Below are 25842 nucleotides of genomic sequence, written 5' to 3'. Positions count from 1 at the left end.
TTTCAGGTAATATAGGTTTATATAGGATTGAAAGGGGAATTGGAATGAGGAGGATTACTGCATTAGTAACAGCGCTAATGGTGATTGGCTGGTTAGGAATGCCTCTTAAAGCGGCAGCATCGCCGTTAGATGAAGTGAAACAAATAGTTAGTGAAAATTATATGGGTGAGCTTCCTTCCAATTTACAAACTATGTCTTCGATTGATGCCATTATAGGACAATTGGATCCGTATTCTTCTTATTTTACAAAAGAAGAATTTGAGGCGTTCACTGGCTCTATCAACAATACGACGACTGGTATTGGAGTCATAATTGAAGAACATGAAAAAGGAATTCAAATAGTGAGCACTTTTGAAGGAGCAGCCGCAGCGCTTACTGGGTTAGAGCCTGGCGATATTATTTTATCAGTTGATGGTTCCAAGACTAAAGGTATGTCGGTTCAACAGGTATCCTCGCTCATCACTGGTCAAGAAGGAACGACGGTACAATTAGAAGTGTTAAAAACTACTAATCTAACAAAAACGTACAAGATAACACGCAATAAGTTCACTGTTCCGGCTGTAACGAAGCAACTTCTATATGGAAACGTTGGATACATCGGCCTCAATTCATTTTCAGATGATGGGGCAACACTTGTGCAGAAAGCAAAAGAGACTCTCCAAAAGCAAGGAGCAACTTCATTTATCGTAGATCTACGAAATAATGGAGGCGGCTTTGTACATACGGCAGAGGAAATGGTAGGTTTATTTCCAAAAAGTCCTTATGCATATGCGCTTCACATGAGAGACCAAGAGGGACTAGTGAAGTCTGTGCAGCAATCATCTCTATTTCCAACAAACACAAAAGTACTTGTAAATGGATACAGCGCAAGTGCTTCTGAAATGGTTGCCGGCGCACTACTTGACCAAAAGTCAGCAACACTTTATGGCCAAAAAACGTATGGCAAAGGCTCGATGCAAACATTTTACAATTTGTCTGATGGTTCCTACTTAAAACTGACGATCGCAAACTTCACAGGACCAAAAGGAACGATCATCCATAAAACCGGCATCCAACCACAAATTACGACAGCAGTTGGGCAAGAACTACAAAAAGCCCATCTTGACACCATTCTTGAAGCAAATAAAACATACAAAAAAATGCCGGCACTTCAAAATGTGCCAACAACGAAAGAATTTACCGTTACATTTTCAAATGCCATAGTACCAAACAAACAGCAAAAAATGGAATTAGTCAAACTGGGAACTGCGAGCAACGTGCAAGTCAACATAGAACAAAAATCGCATAATCAGTTCGTCTTAACACCAACAGCACCACTTGAAAAAGGAGCAGCCTACTTACTACTCATTCATCCAACATTCCAAGCGAAAACTGGAGAAATGATGAAAAACGGTGCCTATGTGGAAGTAACTGTTCAGCCATAAGAGGGGGAACAATAGAATGTTTTTTGATTTTCGATTTTGGAAATACCTTTTTAACCGAAATGAGTTAATTGGGTCACTAAAAGATACAAGGATGCGCGGCTTTGAAAAGCGTGTCTGTCTAGTCGCATTACTAGGAGTGCTATTGTTTGCGCTTCGCGATCTATGGGGCATGAACACAGAAGGTCTCACCACATTATTTGTAGGTGGCTTTGAAGATACGTTCGTCATCGCAAGGGCGACTTCTTTAATAGGAGCGATTATTTGGTCTTTCCTTTATATGGCGTTTCATTTCTTCGGAATCGCCTTTCTTTTACATAAGATAATGAATATTGAACTGTCCAAAGTGGCGGTAATACAGTTATTCGTCGTAGCGCTACTTTTAATGGAAAAAGCATTTACATTTTTCTTATATGCAATCGTTGGTTTTACAACGGACTTTTCGATTTTATCATTCGGTCCGCTTGCAGCAACTTTTTTAGACAATGAATTCTTTACTTATTTTTTTAATGAATTAACGCTAGTTACCGGACTAATAATTGCGATCCAGTTTCATTTTTTACGGGCATTTACCGAAATGTCTGCTCGCAACCTATTTATTATTTTACTAGTGATCCAGCTCATTCTGGCTTTATTCATAGCAGGAATCCAAGTACTTCCACTAGAAGCTTGGTTCGAAGGGGGGCAAGCTGCATGAATAAAATGATAACAATCTGTATTGCGATTGTGGTGTCTACATTCATTGCAGTAAATGCCATTCTTTTATTTTCCAATAACAGCGAAATAGCGAGAACTTATTACGTCCATGAATATGACCGCGTCCATGAAAGTACATATGCGAAAGAACTGGAAAAAGAATCGGTCGTCGTGCCGGCGAATGAAGTGATCGTTACAATAGATGTCGATGCTACTAGCGATATCGTTGTGTTAGAAGGAGATGTCGTACAAGAAGGAACGGAGCTTGCATTATTAAACACAGAGTCTGCCGATACACAGCGAGCAAACTGGGAATCCGAGCAAGAGGCGTACATGGAAGAACAATCACGACTTTATGACATCATCGAAAATCTCGAGTCGGAGCGCTACGGAGCTGGTTCCAATTCGACAAGTAACCAATCATCAGGTGATGAGGAAACTCGTGTAAATCTTCAAGTTGACGTGAATATTTCTCCAGAAGGGAATTTCGCCCAAGCAATTGCACAGACAGAACAAAAAATTGCCGAAATAGAACGCAAGTTACAAATTGTTAGCGCTCAGTTAAGTCAAAATTCTGGCGAAACAGCGCTACTAAGCCCAATAGACGGGAACATCGCTGCAATCGAAGAACGAAACGGTACGTATTTTATTACCATTTACGCAAATGAAAAATCTGTCATCACATACGCAAAAGAGGCAGAGTGGCACCGAATAAATGAAGGTCAACGTGTGAATAACTACTCTACCCATCGAGAAGGCGTAGTAGAAGGGACCGTATTGACTAAAACGCAAGTGCCAGCAAACGACAATAAATGGCTAAAAGCATACGAACAATTTGGCAATGAAACGAAAGAACCGGTATACGAAGTGCAAATCCAACTAGATGAACAACTAGATACATTGCCATTCGCTGCCAACATCAACTCCGTCATCATCACAGACGAAGTCGAAAACGCCATTCGCGTAAAAGCAGACTGGCTTCTGAATCGATCAGAAGAAGCAGCCGAAGTGTACACACTTTCACACGATGGGAAAATCATCCGGATAAAAGTCAACGTACCGTTTGACTTAAAACAATACGCCATTCTATCAGAAGGCGTGCAAAGCGAAAGCATCGTACTAAACGCAGACCCCAAAATTGACGAAGCATCGGCTTTCCTACCATTTCCACGTGACCTCCCATCCTGGAAAAGCATCAAAGCAATTGGATGGAAAGATTACTTGAAATATCTAACATACAAATAATAAATCTAGCCGTTGCCACTCGTAACGGCTAGATTTTTTTCCCACCGAATGGATCTCCTCACACAATCAACCGATCCTGCCACTCCCGAAAAATAGCTATTAACAACTGTAAATAACTTCGCTATACTAATGTAATAATATAAACGCAAAAGATGGACTCGCTACTCATTTTAGTAAGCTTGTCTATATCAATTCTAACAAGGAGGCCCTCAAGTGAAAGAATGGAAAATTTATGCCATGCTCGTGTTCGTCATGTTCGTTTGGGGAGCAAACCTTCCCATATTAAAATATTTAATAACAGTAGTACCACCCGTCACACTAACCGCTTTTCGAATACTATGTGCTAGTGTAGTAGTGTTTATCATTTTATGGAAAATGAAACTCCTCCGTAAACCGACGAAGCAAGAATGGAAATATATATTATTAGGGTCTTTAACAAATGTCGTCTTGCACCACTATTTCCTTAATATCGGCTTATCGATCACGAGTGGAACCCATGGGGGACTCATTTTAGGAACTGGACCAATGCTAACGGCCATTTCCGCAGCTATTATATTGAAATATTTTCCTACGAAAATTCAATGGCTTGGTCTAGTATTTGGACTAGCGGGAGTTAGCGTCTCCATTCTAGTCGGAGGTGGCACATCCAATGGAGCAAATATTGGAGACTTTTACGTATTTCTCGCTATTTTAGCACAAGTACTCAGCTATATGGTCGTGAGCAAAGCGGCAACTACGCTCGATCCAAGGCTGCTTACCGCTTATATGTTGTTAATCGGTGCAGTCTCACTCATCATCATCAGCTTTATACAAGAACCAGGCGGAATCTTCATGTTTGCAGAAACAAATTCAATGTTTTGGGTACTATTTCTAACATCAGCAATCATCTGTACAGCGGTTGGCCACATGATGTACAACTACGCAGTCGGCAAAGCAGGCGCAACAAAATCAGCGATATTCATGAACTTAAACCCGTTATTCTCGCTCATTCTCTCCGCCATTTTCCTTGGAGAGATACTAACAGGACGCCACTTCATCGGCCTATTTCTTATCGTAATAGGTGTTATGCTCGGATCAGGAGCTGCGGAAGATATGTGGAAAAAAAGAAAAAAGCATATTTCATCTTGAGGTAATAAAAATAATAGATGAATAGTAAGATAAACGAATGTAAAATTCAGCCGCTGAATTTTACATTCGTTTTTTGGGTTTAAATAAGAAAAAATATCTTTTCCATCTAAGAACCATCTAGACGCCTGCGATACACAAGTAATTTATGAGCCAACATATGAAAGGGGTAATCCTAATTGAATGCAAAAGGAAACTTTTCATCCAATTGGCATAAGATAAAATTAGTGTCAATTTCCATATTTGCATTTTTATTATTGTCATTGCAAACGAATGCAGCGAATATGGAAAAAAGCATTTATTACGTATCCGAAAATGGCAATGATTTAAATGATGGATCTTTAGAGAATCCATGGAAAACAATTCAAAAGGCAGCCGATACACTGATGCCAGGAGAATCAGTATATGTTCGGGACGGCATTTATTCAGAGTTTGTTCACATCACAAATTCTGGCTCCAAAGACGAAGGATATATTTCATTCAAAGCATTTCCGGGGGAATTTCCAATTATAGATGGTAAAAAATTGGCATTAACAAGTGGTGAACTTGCTTTATTTTATCTAGAAAATGCTAGTTATATTAAGATTGATGGATTTGAATTAAGAAATCTAGGAACAAACCATTCCGATGAATATCCTGCAGGAATACTAGTCCGTGATGGAGGGAGCAATATACACTTATTAAATAACGATGTACATCATATAAAAAATGGAAATAAAAAAGGAAATGCACATGGAATTCTTTTCTATGGTAATTCTTCACAAAAAATGAGTGATATTACGATTGAAAATAATAATATCCACCATTTAACACTAGGTAACAGTGAAGCACTTACACTTAATGGTAATATTGATGGATTTACTATTTCACAAAACAAAATACACCATAACAATAATATTGGAATTGACGTAGCAGGCTTTTACGGTGCATGTGAATCTAATTGTCTAGATCAAGTTAGAAATGGAACAATATCAAATAATGAAGTTTACAATAACAGCTCGGGAAAAAATCCAGCTTATGAAGGCAGCCATGCAGCAGCAGGAATATATGCAGATGGTTCAACGGAAATAGTAATTGAAAAGAATTTAATTTATAACAATGATTTTGGGATTGAGCTTGCAAGCGAAAACAATGGAAAACAAACAAGCTATATCACTGCAAAGAATAATATTATCTTCAACAATAATGGTGCGGGCATAATTATCGGAGGAGCAAGTGTTTACAATGGCGGTGCTTATAAAAATCTATTAACAAATAATATTCTCTACTTTAACGATCAAAAAAAGGAAGGTTACGGAGAAATAACGCTTCAATCAAATACGTCAGAAAATCAATTTATTAATAACGAAATTTACAGTAAAACCAAAAATGACTATATTCAACGAAATGATTTAAAAGAAAGAAGCAATATTTTTATTAACAATCGCATTTATTCATTTACCAAGAAACCTTCTCTAGTCGAAAAGATTAAAACCAAAATTAAGAATTTGTTCGATAAAAGTGAATAGAGTGGATAGGAAGGTAATGGGATGAGGGTATTAATTACGGGAGGGTACGGTTTTATTGGTTCGCATGTAGCGGATAAGTTTTACAAAGAAGGATATGAAGTTTTTATTATCGATGACTTTTCTTCAGGGAAAAAAGAAAATATTTCATTTAAACATAAAAATTACGAGCTATCAGTGGATGATCCAAAGTGCGAAGAAATCTTCAAATCTTATCGTTTTGATGTAGTTGTTCATTTAGCCGCACAGGTAAGTGTTGCAAAATCAATCTTAAACCCTAGAGAAGATCTAGAAACAAATGTTGTTGGTCTTGTTAATATCCTAACGCTTTCTCATAAATATCAGGTGAAAAAATTTATTTTTGCTTCCTCCGCAGCAGTTTATGGTCTAAATGATCGTCTTCCATTGAAGGAGGAAGAAGGATGCAAACCTATCTCCCCGTATGGAATAAGTAAATGGATGGGGGAAGAATACTGTCGAAAGTGGAAGGAAATACACAATTTTGAGAGTGTTTGTTTCCGTTTTTCAAATGTATATGGACCTAGGCAAAGTAATGAAGGAGAAGGTGGGGTAATATCCATCTTTCTAAATAGAATTATCGACAACAAACCAATAGAACTCTATGGTGATGGGGAGCAAACACGAGATTTTATCTACGTAGAAGATGTTGCGTATGCTATTTTTAGAGCTTCTAACTCTACCGTGGAGGGAATATTTAATTTATCTACAAATCAAGAACACAGTATTAATAATTTACTAGAAATGTTGAAAAATTTGCATGGGGAATTCCAAATAAAGACCCTTCCAGCTAGAGATGGTGATATTGACAAATCGGTATTAAATAATCAAAAGGTGAAGGACGAATTAGATTGGGGTCCAAAATACGATATGGAAACAGGCTTAGAAAATACGTATAAATGGGCGATGGAGAAGCAAACAGTAAAAGAAAGTACTAAAACGATTAGATCAAAGAAGACGTCTGCAATCTATAGAAAAATCCAACCTTATATTGAAAACTTACTTGCATTTTCATTTATCACTTGGCTTACATTAACGAATCAAGTAAGTATTTTAAATTCAATTGATCTTGGAATTTTTTACATTGTTGTTATAGGAATTTTATACGGAAACAGACAATCGATTATAGCGGTAGGATTATCTGTTGGGTTAATTGTTTTTGAAAAGCTATTGGAGGGTAGAGAAATTGTCTCCTTACTATATGATACCTTTTTCTTTTTCCAAATCGCCTTCCTTCTATTTATTGGATTGGTAGTAGGTTATTCTATTCAACGGAAAAATAATATGTTAATAGAGCAAAAGTCAAAAATAGAAGAGCTAGAAAGTCGTTATGACTTTTTGAATGGAGTTTATAAAGATGTGAGAGAAGTAAAAAAAGAGTTGCAATTACGTTTGCTAAATAGCGGAGATAGTTATGGGAAAATCCATTCTATCGTTAAAGAATTAGAAAGTCTGGAACCTGAAAAAGTGTTTACAAGTTCAGTAAGCGTTATACAAACAATAATGGATGTAAAAGACGTTTCGATATATGTTTTAAATAAAAACAACTCAACTTTAAGATTAATCGTACACGCAAACGATTCAGAAATATCAAGTATCAATTCTATAAAAGTAGATGAAGTCGAGTATGTTCAAAATATATTAAAAAACGGAAAAGTATTTGTTAACAAAGAATTACTTTCCAATGCGCCACTGATGGCAGCTCCAATTTATTATGACGATAAAATTACAGCGATCATTTCGATAAACGGCATTGATTTTGATAGTTTTTCACTTTATCACGAAAACCTTTTCAGAGTAACTGCGGAATTAGTAGAATCAGCTTTGGCAAGAGCATTCAGCTATATTGAAGCAACTGAAATCAATCGATTTATACCAAACACACATATTTTGAAAAATAGTGTGTTTGAAGAAATTTTAACTAGTAAACGGGAAACAAAAGAAAAGTATAATACTCCTTTCTTACTTTTAGAAGTAATTATGGCTGTTGAATCGTTTGCCTATTACTCTGAAGAGATTTCCAGACTACTCCGAGAAACGGATTATATAGGGCAGAGCAAAAATAACACTATTTTAGTGCTCTTATCCAATACCAACATAAAAAACGGAAAAGTTGTTTTATCCAGACTTGAGAATAGAGGAATTAAATATAAGTTGTTAGAAGGAGAGTTTTAAAATGATATACGTTTTTATGCTGTATATTATTTTATCTGCCATAATACTTTTATTCATCTCGGAAAGGAATTTAAAAGAATGGTTGTTCAAAATGACGATCGTCTCCTTTTTACCGATAATTGGATGGTTTTTGCCTATTGTATGGTTAAAAAAGTTCATTAAAAATAGAGGAGAATTATTTGGCGCTTATATAAACAAACAAGACGAGGACATTTCCTTAGAACTATTAGCAATTCAGGAAAAAGTAGAAAAAGAAAAAGAGCTAAATATTGTTCCAATCGAAGATGCTTTAGTAATGAGTGACTTCTCCACAAGAAGAAAAGTAATGATTGATGTTTTAAAAGAAGATGCGATGCAATACATGGAAGTTATTAAAAAAGCTGTTTTAAATGAAGACACAGAAACTTCTCACTATGCAGTAACTGCAGTGATGGAAGTAAAGAGAAAATTATCTATATCATTACAAGAACTTTCTGTTAAATTCGACCAAAATAAAAAAGATAACCATTTGGCGCGTGCGTACGCACATGTATTGAAAGAATATATGAGAAGCGGTTTTTTGGATGATCAAACACTTAGAAAATATAAATATATTTATATTCAAGTTTTACATCAACTCATTCGAACTGATGATGGTGATGAGGAAACTTTTGAAGAAAAAATAAAAACAGAAGTAGAAATGAAAGAATACCTCCATGCAGAAAATACCTGCTTAGAATATCTACAGCAATATCCTCATTCAGAAAATCCCTATATTTATTTAATGAAATTATATTACACAACAAAATCCACAATAAAATTACAAAATATATTGGATGAATTAAAAAAATCGACAATTACACTTTCCAATCGAGCACTTACTATTGTTAGATATTGGTCGGGAGGAACCAAATATGAAAGTAGTAAAAGGTAATTTCTCTAAAGGAATTTATTTTATTTTCCTGTTTGTATTACTGTTCGGGATACTACTGCAGTTTTCACGTTCACAGTTCGTATTGAAGTCTCATCAAAATCAGAGTTTAATCGAACAAAGAGACGAAATATTTGCAGGCATTTCACAGGAGAATGATTTAGAGATGAGTGAAAGCAACTATTGCGTTTTGTACAATGCTTCGGATGAATATAGCAATGACTTGAAAGAAAATGCCGTTAAAACACTTCAATATATGAAGAAAAGATCAACAGAAATTAATGTTAATGAGCAAAAGGTCGATTTTGAAAGTTGTCGTGTAATCATTCTAGCCACTGAACATGTAATGAATATTGGAAATGTAGAGGAAATTGAACAATTTGTGTTCAAAGGTGGATATATTTTTTTTATGACTGTATTAGACATAGATAGTAATTATCAGATTTTATATCGTAAATTTGGTATTTCCTCTTTTGACAACTGGATTGATGCTAAAGGAATTCATTTAGTTAAGAATGTATTGATTGGTGAAAAAGATCTTTTTATTAACGATGAATTTATCCACAATATTGCATTAAATGTCGAACTGGATGATAGGGTATTGTTACTTGCCGAAAGTGCAGATGAAATACCTTTATTGTGGAAAAAAGAATACGGCAAAGGCGGATTTATGACTTTTAACGGAACGATATTACAAGAAAAGATAAATCGAGGCTTTTTTGCTGGAGCCTTAAGTATGTTGGAACCAAATTTTATCTATCCTATTTTTAACTTGAAAGTATTTTTTATCGACGATTTCCCAGCCCCTATTGAAAAAGGAAAGAATCCAATCATTTACAAAGAGTATAAGCGAAATACATCAGCTTTTTATCAAGAAATATGGTGGCCAAATATGCTGAAAGCTTCCAAAAAGTATGACATTAAATATACTGGAGCAATTATTGAATCATACAATAATCGAGTAGCCCCTCCGTTTAGTAATACAGAAGATAAAGATAGTCATTATCTTATATCATATGGTCGTGAGCTTATTAAAAGTGGCGGAGAATTAGGTTTCCATGGCTACAATCACCAATCTTTCGTTCTAGATAAAGAAATTTCTGATCATTTTGGGTATAAAGAGTGGAGAAGCGAACAAGATATGTCCGAGTCGATAGAGGAACTTCTTGCTTATACGAAAAGTGCATTTCCTGGATACATTGTTACCTCTTATGTACCACCTTCCAATGTACTTTCGCAAGAAGGAAGAGAAGCGATGAAAAAGGTTTGGCCTGATTTAACAGTAATCTCATCTCTATATGGAGATGATGAAGATGGAATAGCCTATATTCAAGAATTTGAAGTAGCAGAAGATAAGATTATTGAAATGCCTCGAATTACTTCCGGTTATTTTGAAAATGAGTATGATCGATGGGCAGAAGCAAACACGATGACAGGAATCGGTGTATTTTCTCATTTTGTGCATCCAGACGATGTAATAAGTACTGATAGAAGCAATAATATGGGGTGGGAGCAAAGCTATGAGCTATTCAATAAATACATGTCCCGGGTGCAAAAGACATACCCTTGGGTTCGTGCCATGCCTGCTACGGAGGCTGCCCTAGATATGGCTACAAACCTTCAGACAAGAGTAAGCTGGCATAGCGGGGAAAATAGTATTGAAGGCAATATATCCAATTATAAATCGGAAACTTCTTATATTTTACGTACAGAAAGAAAAATTGGACGTCTACTTAATTGTACTGTGACAAAAATCGATGACAATATTTACTTAGTAACAGTGAGCGATTCTAAATTTAAAATAGATTTGGAGAGGGCTTAGAATGAAAATTTGTTTGATCGCAGAAGGATCATATCCTTATGTCACAGGAGGTGTATCCAACTGGATTCACAGTCTTATAACAGAGATGCAAGAACATGAATTCATTGTCTATGCAATTGGAGCTGAGACAAAACAAAAAGGAACATTCCGTTATGAGTTACCTCCAAACCTGATCGAGATGAAGGAAATGTTTCTAGATGAATATTTGTTTGAAGGAAAAAAATGGGGAAAGCGATATAATCTTTCTTCAAAAGAACGAGATAATCTCGTTTCTCTTGTAAGTGGAAGTAGTGATGTAAATTGGAATGAATTATTTGATTTAATCAGAAGTAAAAAAATCGAAAATGTTGGAGAGTTTTTATCTAGTAAAGATTATTTCGATCTAGTGGAGTATTTAGGAAAAAATGAATATAGTCAAGTTCCTTTTACGGAATTATTTTGGACAGTTAATTCCATGATATTACCTCTGTTTTTAACCATTCGTCACGATGTTCCAAAAGCAGATGTATATCATTCCGTTTCTACAGGGTACGCGGGAGTTGTGGGAACGTTAGCTAAGCACCTTCACAACAAGCCACTCATTCTAACGGAACATGGTATTTATTCTCGCGAAAGAGAAGAAGAAATTATTAAGGCAGATTGGGTAAAAGGATATTTTAAAGATTTATGGATTAACTATTTTTACACTTTATCGAACTCCATTTATGATGCTTCCGATCAAGTGATTACTTTGTTTAATCGGAACAAAGAAATAGAAGTGGAACTAGGATGCGCAGAAGAAAAAATCATTATTATTCCGAACGGAGTAGATGTTTTAAATTACAGTGATCTTCCGAAAGCACCGAATGATGGCATCATCCGTATAGGAGCGATTGTTAGAGTTGTGCCAATTAAAGACATTAAAACAATGATTCAAAGTTTTGCATTAGTTGAAAAAGAAGTGCCAAATGTAAAGTTGTACATTATGGGGCCATCTGAAGAAGATGATACGTACTATAAAGAATGCCTGCAAATGGTGGAAAGTTTAGGTGTTCAACATATTACTTTTACAGGGATGGTCCAAGTAAAAGATTATTTAGAACAAATGGATATTTTGATGTTAACAAGCATTAGTGAAGGCCAACCATTAGCTATTTTAGAAGGATTGGCTAGTTCAAAGCCTTTTGTGTCAACAAATGTTGGAGGATGCAAAGAATTGATCGATGGTAGCCTGAATGATGACTATGGAAATGCAGGGTTTATTGCACCGGTCATGCATTATGAAGAAATAGCAAAGTACGTCATTCAGTTATGTAAAGACAAAAAGTTAAGAGAAAGAATGGGCAAAAACGGATATAATCGCGTGAAAAATGATTATAAACGTAGTGAATTTATCACAAGTTATCGGAAGTTGTATCAATCAGTAGGAGGCTAAAACAGCTTGGCAGGTATAGGTTTTGAACTTCGAAAGTTATATAGACAAGAAGGCATTGTTCAAAATATTAAAGCATATGCATATTCCTCCATGACTACGATTGGTCCAATGGTTTTATGTATAATTTTAGTGTTTATGCAACAAAATATGATGCTATCAAATGGTAGTCGATTTTTAGATAATGAATTATTCATATCAACCATGACGTACTGCTTTATCTTTTCTATCATTTTGACTTCTGGTCTTTCAATGGTTTTAACTAGATTCATCGCAGACATGATTTATCAAAAAGAATATAAACAAATTATTACTTCATTTTACGGTGCTTTGATCATTATTCTGCCAATTGGAGGGCTTATTACTGGTGTTTTCTTATATGGTGTGGAAGAAAATCTTGGCTACAAAATCGCGGCTTATTTGTTTTTTATAGAACTTGTAATTATTTGGATACAAAGTGTTTATTTATCCGCACTAAAAGATTATAAAAGGATTGTCCATGGATTTACCATTGGAGTGGTGGCTTCTATTGTTGTCAGCTATCTTTTGTTTTATTTCACTTCGATTAGCTTAACAACAATTGCTTTAATCGGAATGGATATAGGTTTTGCAATTATTGTGGCCATGTCGATGTACCATTTTGAACAGGTATTTCCTCGAAATAACAAGAGGAATTACTTCTCTTTTGTATACTACTTTCGAAAATATCCATCTGTCTTTTTTAGCGGCTTTTTTGTTTACGCAACCGTGTATGTTCATAACTTTGTTTTTTGGTTTTTCTCAGATGATAGTTTATTAGTATCGGAAAGATTCCGACTGATGCCTTTTTATGATTTACCAGTTTTTTATGCGTATATTTCTGTTGTACCTTCCCTTGTTATGTTTGTCGTAATAGTAGAAACGGATTTTTACGAACGATTTCAAATTTATTATAAGAATGTAATAGACGGTGGTACATACAAAAGTATGAATATTGCAAAGCAAAAAATGCAAGCTGTATTGTTACATCGTATCGGATTCTTAATTGAAGTTCAGCTTCTATTTACTGCTTTATCGATTGCGATAGGGATTATTTATTTACCCAAAATCGGATTTTCGATGGAGCAATTGGATTTGTTTATACTATTATGTCTAGGGTATTTTTTCTTTATCATTACGTTTGTCATGCTTCATGGGCTCATGTATTTTGATGACCGAAAAGGTGTGTTAGTGATTAGTACATTGTTTTTTGGTTTAAATGGAATGTTAACTTATATAACGATGAAGCTAGAGATAAATGGTCTAGGAATGTTCATTGCTTCATTCGTTATACTTTTTATAACAATCTCTCGAATGTTGCATATACTTTCTAATATTGATTATTATACGTTTTGTTCCCAACCATTAAGTACTGTTAGAAAACTGGAAAAGACAAAATTCTCTTATTCCAAGTCTATTACCACACTTTCTTTAATCATTGTTTCTAGTATCATTTTGTCTGGCTGTTCAAACAAAGTAGATGTGGAGGCTCCAGGTCCAATAGAACCGGAAATAATTGTAGTGGAAAATTCTTCTAGCGTTGATAAATTAGTGGAGGATAAAAAGTTATATCAGAGAGATGAAGATGGTTCAATAAAGTCACTGTATTTGACCATTTTACCCGATACTTCTAATGATAAAGTGGATTGGTACGCATTAAATCGATTAACGGATGGGAATAGCGATAGCGGAGAAAAACTAGAAATCATTTTTTCAGAAGGCACAGAAGATGGCACTGGATCAAAAGAAGGAATGTTTGGATATGGAGCAGTGGAAGCGAATGCAAAAATAAGCCTAAGAGGTAACACTGCACGCTATGCTGCTCAGAAGTCATACAAAATTAAATTATATGATAGTGCTGGCTTATGGCAAAACCAACGAACGATAAATTTAAACAAACATATTCTTGATCCAAGTCGAATTCGAAACAAATTAAGTTTTGATTTGATGGAGAAAATACCTAATATGACAAGTCTTCGTACACAATTTGTTCATTTATATGTGAAAGACTTAACTGCTGGAAATAAAACAACCTATGAAGATTACGGATTGTACACCCAAATAGAACAACCAAACGAAATGTTTTTAAAAAATCATTGGTTAGATCCAAGTGGATATTTATACAAAGTCACCTTTTTTGAATTTCAACGGTATCCAGATCAAATAAAATCACAAACAGACCCTAATTACGACAAAGAAAAGTTTGAAACGATTCTTGAAATAAAGGGAAGAGAGGAACACGACAAATTAATTGAAATGTTGGATGACGTGAACAATATGCAGATACCGATAGAAGAAGTCATAGAGAAGCATTTCGACATGGAAAATTTTTTAACTTGGACTGCGATGAATATATTAATGGACAATATGGATACAGATGCTAACAACTTTTACCTGTATTCTCCGTTGAACTCAGAAAAGTGGTTTATTCTACCTTGGGACTATGACGGAGGTTGGGAGTTACAAAGAAAAAACAATTCAATAAAGCCCTATCAGGCAGGGATTAGTAACTTTTGGGGGATTACTCTACACAATCGTTACTTCCGTAGTGAAAAAAATGTGCAGCAACTAATAGACAAAGTAGAAGAGCTTTCTCAATCGATCAATGCAGAAACAGTAGGAGATCAGGTAAATAATTATGCGGATGTAGTCAAACCATTTTTGTTTAGAGAGCCCGATATAAAATACTTACCAGCATTGAATACATCATTTGAAGGCGAACTACAGCAATTAAAGGAAACTCCTGAAAGAGCTAAGCAACGGTTTTACGAAGATATAGAAAAACCAAAGCCATTTTATATGGACATTGTTGACGACAATGATACAGAGCTAATATTCTCTTGGCAAATTTCGTTCGACCTCCAAAAGGATGATCTCTTTTATACTGTCACTGTGGCTCGTGATCCTTTATTCACAGATATATTGAAAGTAAAAAAAGATATTCGTGAAAATGAGTTCACGATGAAAAAGCCACCAAATGGAAAGTATTATTGGAAAGTTACTGTGGCAGACAGTAAAGGAAACGAACAAACATCGTTTGATATGCATATTGACGAAGAAGGAAACGAGTTCTTTGGAATTAGGGAATTCGAGGTGGAGTAAGATGAATTTTCATACGAAAAGATTTAGACATGAAATGAAATATTATGTAAATGTGTTTGATTACCTTGCACTACGACAAAAAGTATCCACTCTATTGACGTTGGATACAAATTCAATCAATGAAGATGGATATGGAATACGTAGTTTGTATTTTGATGGTATTCATAATCATTCCCTTTATGACAAAAACAATGGAGTCTTTAATAGAGAGAAATATCGTATTCGAATTTATAACGGTACAGACAAGAAAATAAGTTTAGAAAGAAAAAGTAAGTATGGCGATTTTATTTGCAAAGAAGCAGCTCCTATTACAAGAGCAGAATACCATGCTATTTTGAATGGAGATACAGATGTTTTATCTGAAAAGGATAGTCCATTATTAAGAGACTTTTTTCTTGGACTAAAATATCGGGCTTTTCGTCCAACCGTGATTGTGGATTATGTTCGAGAAGCGTACATTTATGAACCAGGAAATGTACGGATTACATTTGATAAGAGATTAGCTGCAGGAGTAAACACGGTAGATCTATTTGATCCGAACTTAATTTTAGAAGAACCTTTACTACCTGAACAGACCATTTTAGAAATTAAATTTGATGAATTTTTGCCTGATAACATCCGGCAATTAGTACAACCAGAAAAATTTGTTCGTTCCGCAATATCTAAATACGTAATCTGCAGAGAAGTGAATATAAAACATTTTAAACAATAGTTTTAATAGAGGGGTAAGATAATGAATGAAACAGTAGGATTTCAAGATGTAATAAAAAAGAGTGTACTTCATCTAGAAGCATTTCGAAGTGTGTCTTATATCGATATACTTTTGGGATTAACATGTTCCTTTGCAATTGGCATGTTCATCTACTGGGTGTATAAAGAGTATTTTCGCGGAGTAGTATACAGCTACAATTACAATGTGTCCTTTGTATTAATGACCATGATCACTACACTTATCATTATGACTATCAGCACGAATATAATCCTATCTCTAGGAATGGTCGGGGCACTCAGCATTGTACGATTTAGAACGGCTGTAAAAGATCCCCTTGATATCGTTTACATGTTTTGGGCAATTGCAGCTGGGATTGCATCAGGTGCTAAAATGTATCCATTAGCATTGATTGGTTCCTTAGTAGTAGGAGTAACCATAGCATGGCTTTCAAAAAAGAAAACAAGACATCAAGCTTACCTACTGATCATACGACATACAGATGAAGCGACATTGGATCTAAGGGTTCTACTAAGAAAACTTGATACAAACCTGAAATCAAAATCAATAAGAAATAATTACACCGAACTAACCGTTGAACTAAACTTACGAGACGATAACACAGCTTTCATGAAAACTATCAGTAACATAAATGGCGTAATCGAATGCTCCCTAGTAAACTACACAGGTGACTACGCCCAATAACCCCAAAAAGAAAGAGCCACTCCGGTTGAGCGGCTCTTTCTTTTTTGGGAAAATACGGCTGAACGAGAGAATTGGAAGGGTGAACACGACAAACCAATAATCGAACGCGACAAACCCGCAAGCGAATACAACATGCACTAGCACGAAAGTGACAAAGCCTCTCAAAACAACGGCTATATTACAGAGATATTACTAGTACCAAGCACTCGTAATACAAATGTAACATAATAACTTACAGGATGACCCCCATAAACGGAAGTGCTTGGACGAATAATAGAGTGTCCGAGTAAAAGAACAAGGGCAAAACTATATGTGAGGTGATAACACATTGCAAATGAAATGGAAGAAAACTGGGGCCGCATTATTAGTAGCTGGAATGACATTAACCGGTGCTGGTTATGCATGGGCAAATGAAAACCTGTTTGACACAGTGGACTTAAGCAAACTACATTCTAAAAATGCAGAAGAAACAACAGGGAACACTGTGCGAGCGGTTGTAACGATTCCAGAAGATCCAGTTACACCTAAAACAAATGAAGTAACTGTAAGATCTGTTGACTCTCCAAATGTGGAAACGACAGAACAACCAGTAGTTCACGTAACACCGGAAGATTCTACTAAAAAAGAACGGAAAACTGCGTACAAAGAAGAGCACAAAGCCCTTGAAGAAAAGCATAAAAAAGAACGTGAAGCCCTCAAAGAGAAACAAAGGGCAGAGCGTGAGGCTTTAAAAAAAGCTGACCATGATGATAATGATGATGATCATAAAGAATTAAAAGAAAAACAAAAAGAAGCTAAAAAAGCTTTAAAAGAAAAGCAAAAAGCAGAGAAACATGCAAACAAAAAGCATAAAGATAAACATAAACATTAATCATTTGCAGAAAAACCGCTTTTCATTTTCCGTTCAGCCTATTACAATAATAGGCACCGGATGAAGTGAGAACGGAGGGTATGTATGCTTTTGTCCATATTTCAGGGATTATTCAAAACAAAAACAAAACAAACAACGAGCGAACTTGCTCAAAAGGCAAAAGCAGGTGATGAGGAGGTTCTTAGTGACCTCCTTTTTGCCTTCACCCCTTTTATGAAAAAAACGGCATCCTTTATTTGTAAAAGACCGATTGATGAACACGATGAGGAATTTAGTGTGGCGATAAATGGATTTCATGAAGCGGTGATGGCTTTTGATTCCACAGAAAACGCCTCTTTACAAACGTTTGCACATTTAATAATCAAAAGGCGGATGGTTGACTATATTCGAAAAGAGACCGCTAGAAAAGAGAAAGTATTTTTAATACAATCTTCGAATGAAGAAGCACACGCATCGGAGCAGCAATATTTATTCGATAAACAATCCATCCATACATATACAGAAGAACAACAAACAGTTGCAAGGCGAGAAGAACTAATCCGCTATAGGGAATTATTAGCGGTATATAACTTAACATTCGAAGAGCTAACAAAGGCAGCGCCGAAGCATGCAGACGCTAGAAAAACTGCATTTCATACCGCGCAAATTATTGCAGAGACAGAAGAATTCTATAACTCTTTACTTAAAACCAAACAACTACCACTGAAAGAAATCGAAGCGATCGTCGAGGTATCTCGAAAAACATTGGAACGGCATCGAAAATACATAATTGCCGTTGTTTTGCTATTAAACAGCGACTTCGTTTATATAAAAGAGTATGTAAAAGGAGAAATCATATGATGCGCACATACAAGGGCATTGTTTGCGATAAGAAAAATGAATATATAGTTTTTCTGACGAAGGAAGGCGAATTTCTTCATGGAACTCCAATTGGACCGACTCCGGAAGTGGGAGAGGAAGCGGAATTTCAGCTAGTAGCAGTACCCATGCTTCATCGAAAGCGAATAAAACCCTTCTTCGTTGGATCAGCTATAGTCGCAGCAGTGCTTCTGCTATTTGTCATTGCATCTTTGATTCCCCAAACGAGTAACGCCTATGCTTACGTACAGTTAGAAGGGAAAACGACCGTTAAGCTAGGTGTCGATGAAAGAGGAAACGTTGTGTCGCTTCGCTCTCTAGATGAAACGACTCCCTTTAATCTAGATGAATGGGAAGGACTCTCCATTAACGTCGTGTTAGCAAAAGCGATGGCACAATTACGATCTACGAATGAAGAGATTGTCATCACAACAGTATATGAAAAGCAAGACGAGGAAGAATTAAAAAAACGCATTGACCAAGCGGTGAACGAAGTCCAAAAACAAACTCCCCAAAAAATCGAAAACACAAAACCAATAATAGAAAACAAGCCGGTACAAAAAGAAACGCCTCCAGCAGTGGAACATAAACATCAGGAAAAGGAACCAGATCCACATAAAACTAAAGAACAACCAAGACCCGACAACGGTCCAAATAGAAAAGAAAAGCACCAAGAAATAAAGCATCACGAAAAACAACAAGAAAAAAAACATCACGAAAAGCATCATAATCAACAAGAAAAACAGCAAGAAAAATGGGAAAAGAAAAAAGAAAAACAAGAAGAAAAAGCACAAGACAAACAGCATAAAGAAGATAAAAAGGCAGAGAAGCAAAGAGAGAAAAATGAAAGAAATAAAAAAGACGATGATGAAAACGATCATGACGATTAATTGAAACTCAACAAAGAGGCGTCTCCCGAGCGGGACGCCTTCTTTTTTTGCGGAAATATCTTAAAATGGAAAAAAGTCTGCAAATAAATGGCAAAGGGATACCAATTAGAGCACGAGAGCAACCAACCTCCCCACTAGAGCAACTAATTCATTTAGGAAAGCAACCAATTCAATTACGAGAGCAACCAAACCCCAAAAAGAAATCACTTTTCCAAATGTTGGGTCAGATTCATTTTTGCAAAACTACGAATCACGAAATATATAAAAATACAATTGACTTTATATTTATGCAGCATTATACTTGTTTTAATAAAAACGAAGAGGTGAACGAATGTGAAGGTAGGTATTATTGGTGCAACAGGATACGGAGGGCTAGAACTGATTCGTCTTCTTCATAATCACCAAGAAGTTGAAAATATTGAGTTGTTCACTTCTTCGGAAGCGGGAATTCAGTTTTCGAATAAATATACACATTTATTGAATATTCACGATCAGCCGTTACTTAAAATAGAAAAAGACAAACTAGCAAACTATGATGTAATCTTCACGAGCACACCATCAGGAGTTTCTAAGGAACTTTTACCACCATTAATCGGAGCAGGACCTAAACTCATCGATTTATCCGGTGATTTCCGTCTAAAAGATGCATCCCAATACGAACAGTGGTACAAAAAAACACCAGCACCACCGGAAGCGATCGAACAAAGCGTATACGGGCTAACGGAATGGAATGAAACAGCCATACAACAAGCCGGGCTAATCGCAAACCCAGGCTGCTACCCAACGGCTGTCCTGCTTTCTGTACTTCCACTCATCAAAGAAAACTTAATCGACGCGGCACAACTCGTCATCGATGCGAAAAGTGGAATTTCCGGAGCGGGCAATAAGCCGAACCAAATGACGCATTTCAGCGAAACGAATGAAAACACAGCCATTTACAAAATTCATGAACACCAACATATACCGGAAATCGAGCAAGCAATCGGCCTTTTTGCAGCCGAAGCATCACCGATCACATTCACCACCCATCTAGTGCCGATGACAAGAGGGATTATTACAACTAGCTACGCACCTGTAAAACGAGGGGTAACCGAACAGCAACTCACAAACGCACTAGAAGAAACATACGCCAACCACCCGTTTGTCCGAATCATTAAAGAAACGAACAAATTCGGTACAAACCAAGTGTACGGCTCCAACTTCTGTGACATACATGTGAGACTAGACCCCAGAACGAACCGAGCGACTATCGTTTCGGTGATCGATAACTTAGTAAAGGGAGCAGCCGGGCAAGCGATTCAAAACATGAACGTTCAGTTCGGTTTGGATCAAACGACAGGCCTCCAGCAAGTCCCACTCTTCATTTAACTTTATTCAGCAAAAAAACACTTGCTGAATAAAGTTAATGCCTCCGGCGGATGCAAAATCTATGACATCCGCCAAGGCAAATTTGATAAATTAGGAGGAATTTCATTTGACAACACTTACTTCAATGAAATCAATTTCATATAAAAATATAGCATCTCCAAAAGGCTTCAAAGCAACCGGCATCCACTGCGGGCTCAAGCACAAGAAAAAAGACCTAGCACTACTAGTTAGCGAAGTTCCAGCAAGTGTTGCCGGCGTATTCACAACGAACGCTTTCCAAGCAGCACCACTACTAGTTACAAAAGAAGTCGTGCAAAACACAGGTAAAATGCAAGCAATCATTGTCAACTCAGGAAACGCCAATTCGTGCACCGGAAAACAAGGGATGGACGATGCTTATACGATGCAACAAAAAACAGCGGAAAAACTAGGGATAGATTCAAACTTAGTAGGCGTAGCATCCACTGGAGTAATCGGTGAAATGATGAAAATGGAGCCACTTCTTGAAGGTATTCAAAAACTTCATCCGATTCACGACCTAGAAGGTGCAATGGGATTCGCCCAAGCAATCATGACAACAGACACCGTAACAAAAAATACATCGTACAAAACAACGATCGACGGGAAAGAAGTAATTTTTGCTGGTACCGCAAAAGGCTCTGGAATGATTGAGCCAAATATGGCGACGATGCTTGGATTTATTACAACTGATGCAAACATCGAATCCGATCATCTGCAAGCGGCACTTAAATCGATTACGGACGTAACATTCAACTCCATCACAGTGGACGGCGACACATCCACAAACGACATGGTAATTGTTATGGCAAATGGTTTAGCGGAAAATAACACCCTTACACCAGACCATCCAGACTGGGAAAACTTCATCCAAACACTCCATGCCGTGTCCCAAGATTTAGCGAAAATGATCGCAAAAGACGGGGAAGGTGCGACAAAACTAATCGAAGTAGAAGTGCAAGGCGCAACGACCGATGAGGAAGCACGCAAAGTCGCAAAAACAGTAGTAGGCTCGCCACTTGTCAAAACGGCTATTTTTGGAAGCGATGCAAACTGGGGAAGAATCATCGCTGCTGTAGGTCGCAGTGGTACACAAGTTAACCCAACTGCGATAAAGATCAAAATCGGAGACGCCGAAGTAGTCGAAAATGGCGAACCAGTTCCTTTCTCAGAGGACGATTTATTTAATTATTTAAAGCAGCATGAAGTGAAAATTACCGTCGAACTAAACATAGGAGACGGCCAAGGAACAGCGTGGGGGTGCGATTTAACGTATGACTATGTCCAAATCAACGCAACCTACCGTTCCTAAACGCATCGTCATCAAGCTCGGCGGCAGCATGCTCGAACGGTTAAATGAAACCCATATCGCAAACTTCAAAAGCTTGCAACAACAAGGCATCGACCTCCTCATCGTTCACGGCGGAGGTCCAGCTATAAACAAACAACTAGCAAAAAACGGCGTCACGTCCACAACCGTAGGCGGAATTCGCGTAACATCCGAAGAAGCAGTAGACATCGTCCAGTCCACCTTAATCGGTCAAGTGAATCCAACGCTAGTTCACCAGCTAAATAAAGGCGGGGTAACCGCAATCGGACTAAGCGGCTATGACAATTTACTAACGTGCGAATTCCTAGATAAAGAAACATACGGCTTCGTCGGAGAAATAAAAGAAGTAAACAGCAACTTACTCGTAACACTACTTGCAAACGGCATCACACCAGTTATTTCCTGCTTCGGTTGCACAAATGATACTACACCGCTTAACATAAACGGCGACACAGTAGCAAGCAAAATCGCGCTAGCAATAAAAGCAGAAAGCCTGCTACTAGTTACCGACACGCCAGGCATTAAAATCGGCGGGGAAGTGCAACAAAACGTAACCGCAAAAGCAATAAACGACTGGATCGAATCAGCGGATATTTACGGAGGCATGATTCCGAAAGTAACCGCAGCGCTAGATTGCCTAACATCCGGTATTCCGTCCGTCCAAATTGTCGGCGAAACATTAGAAGGAACGACTATTTTACAGCAGGAGGTTTTCGCATGAGTGCATTATTTCAAAACTACGCCCGTCGCCCGGTTCATCTCGTGTCAGGTAAAGGGACCATCGTAACAGATGAAACAGGAAAACAATATCTCGATTTCACAAGCGGCATCGCCGTACTAAGTCTTGGTCATGCGCACCCAGCGATCGTGCAAGCCATTCAACAACAAAGCGAAAAACTATGGCACACATCGAATTTATTCGAAAGCCCAGAACAAGAAAAACTAGCGGCGAACCTTGTAAAAGACACACATCTTGCACACGCGTTTTTCTGTAACAGCGGAGCAGAAGCAAACGAAGCGGCGATTAAACTCGCACGCAAACATACAGGAAAGCACGTCATCATCACATTCGAAAAATCATTCCACGGCAGAACGTTCGGAGCCATGTCTGCAACTGGCCAAGATAAAGTGCGCCAAGGCTTCGGTCCGTTACTCGACACATTTCGCACCATCCCGTTCAACGACATAGAGGCTCTCGATGCTGCAATCGACAGTGATGTAGCAGCAATCATGCTCGAAGTCATTCAGGGAGAAGGCGGCGTAAACCAAGTCACACCAGCATTCGCCCAAGCAATTGCTGACATTTGCGAATCAAAAGGCATTCTACTCATTATCGACGAAGTGCAAACAGGCATCGCGCGCACAGGAACTCGCTATGCATACGAGCAAACCGTCCTAAAACCGGACATCATCACACTCGCAAAAGGTCTCGGTGGAGGCTTTCCAATAGGCGCGATGCTCGGTACAAGTGCGCTATATGACACATTCAGCCCAGGCACGCACGGCACGACATTTGGCGGAAATCCACTCGCAGTAGCCGTTGCGCAAACCGTTCTAGACAACGTGTTCGACACAAAATTTTTATCGGCAGTCAATGAAAAATCCGAGTACTTATTAGGCAAATTAAAAACAGCACTACCAACACATAAAATCGTCGGCACAGGTCTACTACTCGGCGTCGTCTGCGAAGAAGAAGTAGCACCATACATCGAAAAAGCAGAACAAGCAGGTCTCTTACTAGTGTCAGCAGGTCCAAACGTCCTCCGACTACTGCCACCACTAACCGTCACAACGGAAGAAATCGACCAAGCCGTCGACCTACTTTCTTCTATATTAATATAGATGCAACAAATTGAATTAAAGCGCTCAGTGAACCGCTATTCATTCCTAAAGACCGCCCTACAAAAAGGAGCGGGCCCTTACCATTTTCCAAAAACATCCTGAATGAGACAAAACCCACCGTGAACACGACAAACCACACATCGAACACGACAAACGCTCCCGCGAACACGACAAATTCCCAAAAACCAATCATTGCAATCACCCATAAATATGGTACACTTTAGAAAAAATGACCAAATATCACCTATAAAGGAGCGACCACATGCTAACTTGGCACAAAGAAATCACCATCCAAGCACCAATCGAAACGATCTGGAACCTATTTGACCTCGACCAAATCCAACGAATCATGCCAAACGTAGTAGAACACAAACCGTTAGAAATAAAAGAGGGCGTCGTCGGCTCTACCTATGAGCAAACGTACAAAGAAGGAAAAAGAACCCAAACGTACATCGTAACAGACATCGAGTACGAAAACACCACACACAAAAAACACAACAAAATCGAGTTCACATTAGCCAAACTATTTAAAATCCAAGCTGGCTTCACCTTAATAAAAGTAGACGAGAAAACAACTAGATTTATCTACACCGGTCAAAACGAAGGCACCAATTTTATGGGCCGTCTTTTATCGAAAATGGGCACTCAAAAACAAAACGATAAAGTAGTAAATGACTTTGTAGAGCTAGTACGCACGGAAGCATTAAAAGACGCAAATAAGGTAGGATAATTATCTCAAGGCTGTTTCCAATGAATACTAAAAATTCAGTTTTTGTATAGTTGCAATCTACTAAATATGCTAATATAGAAACGAGGTGATCATTATTGATAGCTAAACCATATGCAAAATCGCTTCATGCAGAAGCACTAATAGCTCTCACTAGGAGACTACGCAAAACACATCCGAAATACACACAAATGCGCGATGAGATGATGCAAAAAAATGCAGGTGAAATTGGTGAAGAAGTTGTCATGCGTGAACTAGAAAAATTAAAATTACCCCACAAATTTTATATTTTTCACAACGTCAGCCTATATTCCGAAACCAATTTTCAAATGGACATTCTATTAATTTCTCCCTATTACGCAGTCATATTAGAAGTGAAAAATATCACAGGAGAAATTGAAATTTCAACCAATCCCTCTATGCTCGTCTACACAAAACCAAACGGAGAACAGAAATCCATCAGAAGCCCAGTTCCCCAGCTGGAAGACTACGTCTATCAACTATCCCAACTCTTTAAACAACACAAAATAAGTATCCCAATCTACGGCGCCGTAACATTCGCCTTCGCAAAATCATATGTAAAAAAAGTTCCGACAAATACGGTGATCTTGCTCACAAACGAACTACGAAGATTTATCCGTTCTATAAACGCAGAAAAACCTATCCTATCAGCTGAACAATTGGACAAAGTCAAAAACTGGCTACTTCACAAAAATAACGAATACAATTCACTCCCATTAAGCAAACATTACGCGATAGACCCATTAGATATAGTGACTGGAGTCGAGTGTCCAAACTGTGGATATATAGGAATGAAAAAAATCATTAGAAACTGGACTTGCCCAAATTGCGAAAAGTTTAGCAAACATGCACACGAAAAAACACTAAAAGACTACTTTCTTATTTATAAAGAAACAATCAACAACAAAGAATGTCGTCGCTTCTTCCACCTACAGGATAAGCACGACGCCACAAGAATACTGATGAATCCCAAACTAATAAAATCAGGAAAAGCAAGAAACACCAAATACACCATGACCTACTAACACCAAAAAAGAGCTCTTTGCCAAGGCAAA

Annotated in this window: 21 protein-coding genes; all 21 read left to right on the top strand. The window is 37.4% G+C overall.

What is annotated here, in order from left to right; all coding sequences use genetic code 11:
- Nucleotides 1-44: 44 nt before the first annotated feature.
- The 21 genes from ACIQYS_RS12970 (at nucleotide 45) to ACIQYS_RS12870 (ending at nucleotide 25812) form a co-directional block, all read left to right on the top strand.
- A complete protein-coding gene (locus ACIQYS_RS12970; RefSeq protein ID WP_402980434.1) occupies nucleotides 45-1424 on the top strand; it encodes a S41 family peptidase in 1380 nt (459 codons plus the stop codon).
- Between the two features lie 16 nt (nucleotides 1425-1440).
- Nucleotides 1441-2118 carry a hypothetical protein gene (locus tag ACIQYS_RS12965; protein WP_402980431.1) on the top strand — a complete coding sequence of 226 codons (678 nt, stop codon included), beginning with the start codon at nucleotides 1441-1443 and terminating at the stop codon, nucleotides 2116-2118.
- Nucleotides 2115-3362, top strand: coding sequence for an efflux RND transporter periplasmic adaptor subunit (locus tag ACIQYS_RS12960; RefSeq protein WP_402980428.1), 1248 nt, complete (start codon nucleotides 2115-2117; stop codon nucleotides 3360-3362). The genes ACIQYS_RS12965 and ACIQYS_RS12960 overlap by 4 nt, the downstream gene beginning before the upstream one ends.
- 213 nt (nucleotides 3363-3575) lie before the next feature.
- Complete coding sequence (locus tag ACIQYS_RS12955; protein WP_402980425.1) at nucleotides 3576-4490, top strand: DMT family transporter; 915 nt, start codon at nucleotides 3576-3578, stop codon at nucleotides 4488-4490.
- A gap of 176 nt (nucleotides 4491-4666) precedes the next feature.
- Complete coding sequence (locus ACIQYS_RS12950) at nucleotides 4667-5995, top strand: right-handed parallel beta-helix repeat-containing protein (protein WP_402980422.1); 1329 nt, start codon at nucleotides 4667-4669, stop codon at nucleotides 5993-5995.
- Nucleotides 5996-6016: 21 nt separating this feature from the next.
- Nucleotides 6017-8185, top strand: a complete 2169-nt coding sequence (locus ACIQYS_RS12945) for an NAD-dependent epimerase/dehydratase family protein (protein ID WP_402980419.1) — start codon at nucleotides 6017-6019, stop codon at nucleotides 8183-8185.
- Between the two features lies 1 nt (nucleotide 8186).
- Nucleotides 8187-9098 (top strand): hypothetical protein, encoded by a 912-nt coding sequence (locus ACIQYS_RS12940; RefSeq protein WP_402980416.1) that lies wholly within the window; start codon nucleotides 8187-8189, stop codon nucleotides 9096-9098.
- Entirely contained in the window at nucleotides 9079-10917 is a 1839-nt protein-coding gene (locus ACIQYS_RS12935; protein WP_402980413.1) for a DUF2194 domain-containing protein, read from the top strand. Before ACIQYS_RS12940 ends, ACIQYS_RS12935 begins: the two co-directional genes overlap by 20 nt.
- 1 nt (nucleotide 10918) lies before the next feature.
- Nucleotides 10919-12331 carry a GT4 family glycosyltransferase PelF gene (gene pelF, locus ACIQYS_RS12930; protein WP_402980410.1) on the top strand — a complete coding sequence of 471 codons (1413 nt, stop codon included), beginning with the start codon at nucleotides 10919-10921 and terminating at the stop codon, nucleotides 12329-12331.
- 6 nt (nucleotides 12332-12337) lie between these two features.
- The gene (gene pelG / locus ACIQYS_RS12925; RefSeq protein WP_402980407.1) at nucleotides 12338-15448 is read left to right on the top strand and encodes an exopolysaccharide Pel transporter PelG; all 3111 of its coding nucleotides are present in this window, start codon (nucleotides 12338-12340) and stop codon (nucleotides 15446-15448) included.
- A 1-nt stretch (nucleotide 15449) separates the two neighbouring features.
- Nucleotides 15450-16160, top strand: coding sequence for a polyphosphate polymerase domain-containing protein (locus tag ACIQYS_RS12920; RefSeq protein ID WP_402980404.1), 711 nt, complete (start codon nucleotides 15450-15452; stop codon nucleotides 16158-16160).
- Between the two features lie 21 nt (nucleotides 16161-16181).
- Nucleotides 16182-16862: a DUF4956 domain-containing protein gene (locus tag ACIQYS_RS12915; RefSeq protein WP_402980401.1), complete on the top strand. Its 681-nt coding sequence runs from the start codon at nucleotides 16182-16184 to the stop codon at nucleotides 16860-16862.
- Between the two features lie 328 nt (nucleotides 16863-17190).
- Entirely contained in the window at nucleotides 17191-17733 is a 543-nt protein-coding gene (locus tag ACIQYS_RS12910; RefSeq protein ID WP_402980398.1) for a hypothetical protein, read from the top strand.
- A gap of 84 nt (nucleotides 17734-17817) precedes the next feature.
- Nucleotides 17818-18573 carry an RNA polymerase sigma-I factor gene (gene sigI / locus ACIQYS_RS12905; RefSeq protein ID WP_402980395.1) on the top strand — a complete coding sequence of 252 codons (756 nt, stop codon included), beginning with the start codon at nucleotides 17818-17820 and terminating at the stop codon, nucleotides 18571-18573.
- The gene (locus ACIQYS_RS12900) at nucleotides 18570-19481 is read left to right on the top strand and encodes an anti-sigma factor domain-containing protein (protein ID WP_402980392.1); all 912 of its coding nucleotides are present in this window, start codon (nucleotides 18570-18572) and stop codon (nucleotides 19479-19481) included. The genes sigI and ACIQYS_RS12900 overlap by 4 nt, the downstream gene beginning before the upstream one ends.
- A 333-nt stretch (nucleotides 19482-19814) precedes the next feature.
- Nucleotides 19815-20849, top strand: a complete 1035-nt coding sequence (gene argC / locus ACIQYS_RS12895) for an N-acetyl-gamma-glutamyl-phosphate reductase (protein ID WP_402980389.1) — start codon at nucleotides 19815-19817, stop codon at nucleotides 20847-20849.
- Between the two features lie 124 nt (nucleotides 20850-20973).
- The gene (gene argJ, locus ACIQYS_RS12890; RefSeq protein WP_402980617.1) at nucleotides 20974-22179 is read left to right on the top strand and encodes a bifunctional ornithine acetyltransferase/N-acetylglutamate synthase; all 1206 of its coding nucleotides are present in this window, start codon (nucleotides 20974-20976) and stop codon (nucleotides 22177-22179) included.
- Nucleotides 22142-22918 (top strand): acetylglutamate kinase, encoded by a 777-nt coding sequence (argB, locus tag ACIQYS_RS12885; RefSeq protein WP_402980386.1) that lies wholly within the window; start codon nucleotides 22142-22144, stop codon nucleotides 22916-22918. Before argJ ends, argB begins: the two co-directional genes overlap by 38 nt.
- Entirely contained in the window at nucleotides 22915-24039 is a 1125-nt protein-coding gene (locus tag ACIQYS_RS12880) for an acetylornithine transaminase (RefSeq protein ID WP_402980383.1), read from the top strand. The genes argB and ACIQYS_RS12880 overlap by 4 nt, the downstream gene beginning before the upstream one ends.
- Nucleotides 24040-24301: 262 nt before the next feature.
- Nucleotides 24302-24769, top strand: a complete 468-nt coding sequence (locus tag ACIQYS_RS12875) for an SRPBCC family protein (RefSeq protein WP_402980380.1) — start codon at nucleotides 24302-24304, stop codon at nucleotides 24767-24769.
- 95 nt (nucleotides 24770-24864) lie between these two features.
- Nucleotides 24865-25812, top strand: a complete 948-nt coding sequence (locus ACIQYS_RS12870; protein ID WP_402980377.1) for an NERD domain-containing protein — start codon at nucleotides 24865-24867, stop codon at nucleotides 25810-25812.
- The last annotated feature ends 30 nt before the right edge of the window (nucleotides 25813-25842 follow it).

It is taken from the genome of Psychrobacillus sp. NPDC096426 (assembly GCF_044762745.1).
Lineage (GTDB): Bacteria > Bacillota > Bacilli > Bacillales_A > Planococcaceae > Psychrobacillus.
Note: the sequence above shows the minus strand (reverse complement) of the source record. Positions and strands in the feature narration are given on the sequence as shown.

Coding starts and splice junctions, on each gene's coding strand:
- ACIQYS_RS12945 (WP_402980419.1), top strand. CDS start 6,017: ATGAGGGTATTAATTACGGGAGGGTACGGTTTTATTGGTTCGCATGTA.
- argJ (WP_402980617.1), top strand. CDS start 20,974: ATGAAATCAATTTCATATAAAAATATAGCATCTCCAAAAGGCTTCAAA.
- pelF (WP_402980410.1), top strand. CDS start 10,919: ATGAAAATTTGTTTGATCGCAGAAGGATCATATCCTTATGTCACAGGA.
- ACIQYS_RS12875 (WP_402980380.1), top strand. CDS start 24,302: ATGCTAACTTGGCACAAAGAAATCACCATCCAAGCACCAATCGAAACG.
- ACIQYS_RS12920 (WP_402980404.1), top strand. CDS start 15,450: ATGAATTTTCATACGAAAAGATTTAGACATGAAATGAAATATTATGTA.
- ACIQYS_RS12935 (WP_402980413.1), top strand. CDS start 9,079: ATGAAAGTAGTAAAAGGTAATTTCTCTAAAGGAATTTATTTTATTTTC.
- ACIQYS_RS12880 (WP_402980383.1), top strand. CDS start 22,915: ATGAGTGCATTATTTCAAAACTACGCCCGTCGCCCGGTTCATCTCGTG.
- ACIQYS_RS12940 (WP_402980416.1), top strand. CDS start 8,187: ATGATATACGTTTTTATGCTGTATATTATTTTATCTGCCATAATACTT.
- argB (WP_402980386.1), top strand. CDS start 22,142: ATGACTATGTCCAAATCAACGCAACCTACCGTTCCTAAACGCATCGTC.
- ACIQYS_RS12965 (WP_402980431.1), top strand. CDS start 1,441: ATGTTTTTTGATTTTCGATTTTGGAAATACCTTTTTAACCGAAATGAG.
- ACIQYS_RS12970 (WP_402980434.1), top strand. CDS start 45: ATGAGGAGGATTACTGCATTAGTAACAGCGCTAATGGTGATTGGCTGG.
- sigI (WP_402980395.1), top strand. CDS start 17,818: ATGCTTTTGTCCATATTTCAGGGATTATTCAAAACAAAAACAAAACAA.
- ACIQYS_RS12915 (WP_402980401.1), top strand. CDS start 16,182: ATGAATGAAACAGTAGGATTTCAAGATGTAATAAAAAAGAGTGTACTT.
- ACIQYS_RS12900 (WP_402980392.1), top strand. CDS start 18,570: ATGATGCGCACATACAAGGGCATTGTTTGCGATAAGAAAAATGAATAT.
- ACIQYS_RS12960 (WP_402980428.1), top strand. CDS start 2,115: ATGAATAAAATGATAACAATCTGTATTGCGATTGTGGTGTCTACATTC.